Origin of the sequence: Streptomyces sp. NPDC088732 (genome assembly GCF_044751205.1) — a bacterium.
In the GTDB taxonomy this organism is placed as follows: domain Bacteria; phylum Actinomycetota; class Actinomycetes; order Streptomycetales; family Streptomycetaceae; genus Actinacidiphila.
In genome coordinates this window covers 1-3,289 of sequence record NZ_JBIVLI010000061.1, presented here as the reverse complement: position 1 = coordinate 3,289, position 3,289 = coordinate 1, and the positions used below count along the sequence as shown (strand labels likewise).

Annotated in this window: 4 protein-coding genes; all 4 read left to right on the top strand. The window is 71.5% G+C overall.

Going from position 1 to position 3,289, the window contains the following annotated elements; genetic code table 11:
- A partial coding sequence (locus ACIP9H_RS42230) for a transaldolase family protein (RefSeq protein WP_401964256.1) occupies positions 1-473 on the top strand: 473 nt, incomplete at its 5' end.
- Complete coding sequence (gene zwf / locus ACIP9H_RS42225) at positions 470-2,020, top strand: glucose-6-phosphate dehydrogenase (RefSeq protein ID WP_401588885.1); 1,551 nt, start codon at positions 470-472, stop codon at positions 2,018-2,020. The genes ACIP9H_RS42230 and zwf, both read left to right, overlap by 4 nt.
- Positions 2,017-2,988, top strand: coding sequence for a glucose-6-phosphate dehydrogenase assembly protein OpcA (opcA, locus tag ACIP9H_RS42220; protein ID WP_401588883.1), 972 nt, complete (start codon positions 2,017-2,019; stop codon positions 2,986-2,988). Before zwf ends, opcA begins: the two co-directional genes overlap by 4 nt.
- 2 nt (positions 2,989-2,990) lie before the next feature.
- The coding region (locus ACIP9H_RS42215; protein ID WP_401964254.1) for an NAD(P)-binding domain-containing protein at positions 2,991-3,289 on the top strand (299 nt) is incomplete at its 3' end.

Sequence of the window (3,289 nt, the reverse complement as noted above, 5' to 3'; positions counted from 1 at the left end):
TGGAGAAGATCGGCACCGACGAGGCCAAGGCCCTCAAGGGCAAGGCCGCCATCGCCAACGCCCGCCTGGCGTACGAGGCCTACGAGGAGGTCTTCGCGGGGGACCGCTGGGCCGCTCTCGCGGCCGCGGGCGCGCACAAGCAGCGGCCGCTGTGGGCCTCCACCGGTGTGAAGGATCCGGCCTACCCGGACACCATGTACGTCGACGAGCTGGTCGCCCCCGGCGTCGTCAACACCATGCCGGAGGCCACGCTGGACGCCGTCGCCGACCACGGCCGCATCGAGGGCGACACCGTGACCGGCCGCTACGACGCGGCCCGCGCGGACCTCGCGGCGGTCGGACGGCTGGGGATCTCCTACGACGAGGTCGTCCGGCAACTGGAGGACGAGGGCGTCACCAAGTTCGAGGCTGCCTGGGACGACCTGCTGGCAGCGATCGCCACCGCACTGAACGAAGGAGCCGACGCGGAATGAGCAAGGCCGAGACCGCACCCGAGATACCGTGGTCCAACCCCCTGCGGGCGCCCGGTGACCGCCGGCTGCCCCGCATCGCGGGACCGTCCGGTCTGGTGATCTTCGGCGTGACCGGTGACCTGTCCCGCAAGAAGCTGATGCCGGCCGTCTACGACCTCGCCAACCGCGGCCTGCTGCCGCCGGGCTTCTCGCTCCTCGGCTTCGCCCGCCGCGACTGGGAGGACCAGGACTTCGCCCAGGTCGTGCACGACTCCGTGCGCGAGCACGCCCGTACCCCGTTCCGCGAGGAGGTGTGGCAGCAGCTCGCGGAGGGCATGCGCTTCATCCCGGGCGACTTCGACGACGACGTCGCGTTCAAGCAGCTGCGGACCACCGTCGACGAACTGGACGCCTCGCGCGGGACGAGCGGCAACTACGCCTTCTACCTCTCCGTGCCGCCCAAGTTCTTCCCCACCGTCGTACGGCAGTTGAAGAAGCACGGGCTCACCGACGCCCCCGAGGGCTCGTGGCGGCGGGCGGTCATCGAGAAGCCGTTCGGCCGCGACCTGGAGAGCGCACAGCAGCTCAACGAGCTGGTCCACGAGGTGTTCGCGCCGGAGCAGGTGTTCCGGATCGACCACTACCTGGGCAAGGAGACGGTCCAGAACATCCTGGCGCTGCGCTTCGCCAACACGATGTTCGAGCCCGTGTGGAACCGCAGTTACGTCGACCACGTGCAGATCACCATGGCCGAGGACATCGGCATCGGCGGTCGCGCGGGCTACTACGACGGCATCGGCGCCGCACGCGACGTCATCCAGAACCACCTGCTCCAGCTGATGGCGCTGACCGCCATGGAGGAGCCCGCCTCCTTCGACGCCGAGTCGCTCCTCACGGAGAAGCTGAAGGTCCTGCGGGCGGTCAAGCTCCCGGACGACCTCGGCAGGCACACGGTGCGCGGCCAGTACACGCACGGCTGGCAGGGCGGCGAGGAGGTGCCCGGCTACCTGGAGGAGACCGGCATCGACCCGGCGTCCAAGACCGACACCTACGCCGCGATCAAGCTGGAGGTCGACAACCGCCGCTGGGCGGGCGTCCCCTTCTACCTCCGGGCCGGCAAGCGGCTCGGGCGCCGGGTCACGGAGATCGCGGTGGTCTTCCAGCGCGCCCCGCACTCCCCGTTCGACCCGAAGGCGACCCAGGAGCTGGGCCAGAACGCGATCGTCATTCGGGTCCAGCCGGACGAGGGCGTGACCGTGCGGTTCGGCTCGAAGGTGCCGGGCACCTCGATGGAGATCCGCGACGTGACGATGGACTTCGCCTACGGCGAGTCCTTCACCGAGTCCAGCCCGGAGGCCTACGAACGCCTCATCCTCGACGTGCTGCTGGGCGACGCGAACCTCTTCCCGCGCCACCAGGAGGTCGAGGAGTCCTGGAAGATCCTCGACCCGGTCGAACGGTACTGGGACCGGCACGGCCGGCCCGCTCAGTACACCGCGGGCAGCTGGGGCCCCGCGGAAGCCGACACGATGCTCGCACGAGACGGACGGAGCTGGCGCAGGCCATGAGGATCGATCTCACCGACACCACGGCAAGCCGTATCAACAAGGCCCTGGTACGGGCCCGCCGCGCCATCGGCTCCCCTGCCGTGGGCGTGGTCCTGACCATGGTCGTCGTGACCGACGAGGAGAACGCGCACGACGCCCTGAAGGCCGCGGAGCAGGCCTCGCAGGAGCACCCCTCCCGCGTTCTCGTCGTCGTCAGGCGACCGGACCGCACCCACCGGCGCACCGCATCCCGCGTCGACGCGGAGGTTCGCGTCGGCTCGGACGCCGGCTCCGGCGAGGCGGTGCTGCTTCGCCTGTTCGGGGAGGTGGCCGAGCACGCCGACTCGGTGGTCCTGCCGTTGCTGCTGCCGGACGCCCCCGTCGTCGTCTGGTGGCCCGTGGACGCCCCCGCCGCCCCGGCGCGGGACCCGCTGGGCGCGCTCGCCCAGCGCCGGATCACCGACGCGTACGCCGTCGAGCGGCCGCTGGAGGAACTGGCGGCGCGCGCCGGGTCGTACGCGCCCGGCGACACCGATCTCGCCTGGACCCGGCTGACGCCCTGGCGCTCGATGCTGGCCGCCGCGCTCGACCAGGCCCGTACCCGGGTCACCTCGGCGGTCGTCGAGAGCGAGGCCGACAACCCCAGCGCCGAGCTGCTGGCCGGCTGGTTCGCCGACCGTCTGCGCGTGCCCGTCGAGCGGGTCACCACCGCCGGGCCCGTCGTCACGGCCGTCCGGCTGCGTACCGAGCACGGTGACATCGTTGTCGACCGGCCCGAGGGGGCCGTCGCCACCCTGTCCATCCCCGGGCAGCCCACCCGCGTGCTCGCCCTGAAGGTCCGCACCACGGCGGAACTGATCGCGGAGGAACTCCGCCGCCTCGACCCCGACGAGGCGTACGCCGCCGCGCTGCGTGCCGAGGTCACGACGCCCCCCGCGGCCGGGGCCCGCAAGAGCCGCACGTCCCACCAACAGCGAAGGAACGCCTGAACATGGAACTCGGTCTGATCGGTCTCGGCAAGATGGGCGGGAACATGCGCACCCGCATCCGCCAGGCCGGACACACTGTCGTCGGCTACGACCGCAACCCGGACCTCGCCGACGTCCACAGCCTGCGGGAGCTCGTGGACAAGCTGGCGGCGCCGCGTGTGGTGTGGGTGATGGTGCCGGCCGGTGCCGCGACCCAGTCCACCATCGACGAGCTGGGCGAGCTGCTGTCCCCCGGGGACGTGGTGGTCGACGGCGGCAACTCCCGCTGGACGGACGACGAGAAGCACGCCGAGGAGCTGGC

What these genes read in the sequence shown, in the direction of transcription:
- zwf (WP_401588885.1), top strand. Translation starts at nt 470, where the DNA reads ATGAGCAAGGCCGAGACCGCACCCGAGATACCGTGGTCCAACCCCCTG.
- opcA (WP_401588883.1), top strand. Translation starts at nt 2,017, where the DNA reads ATGAGGATCGATCTCACCGACACCACGGCAAGCCGTATCAACAAGGCC.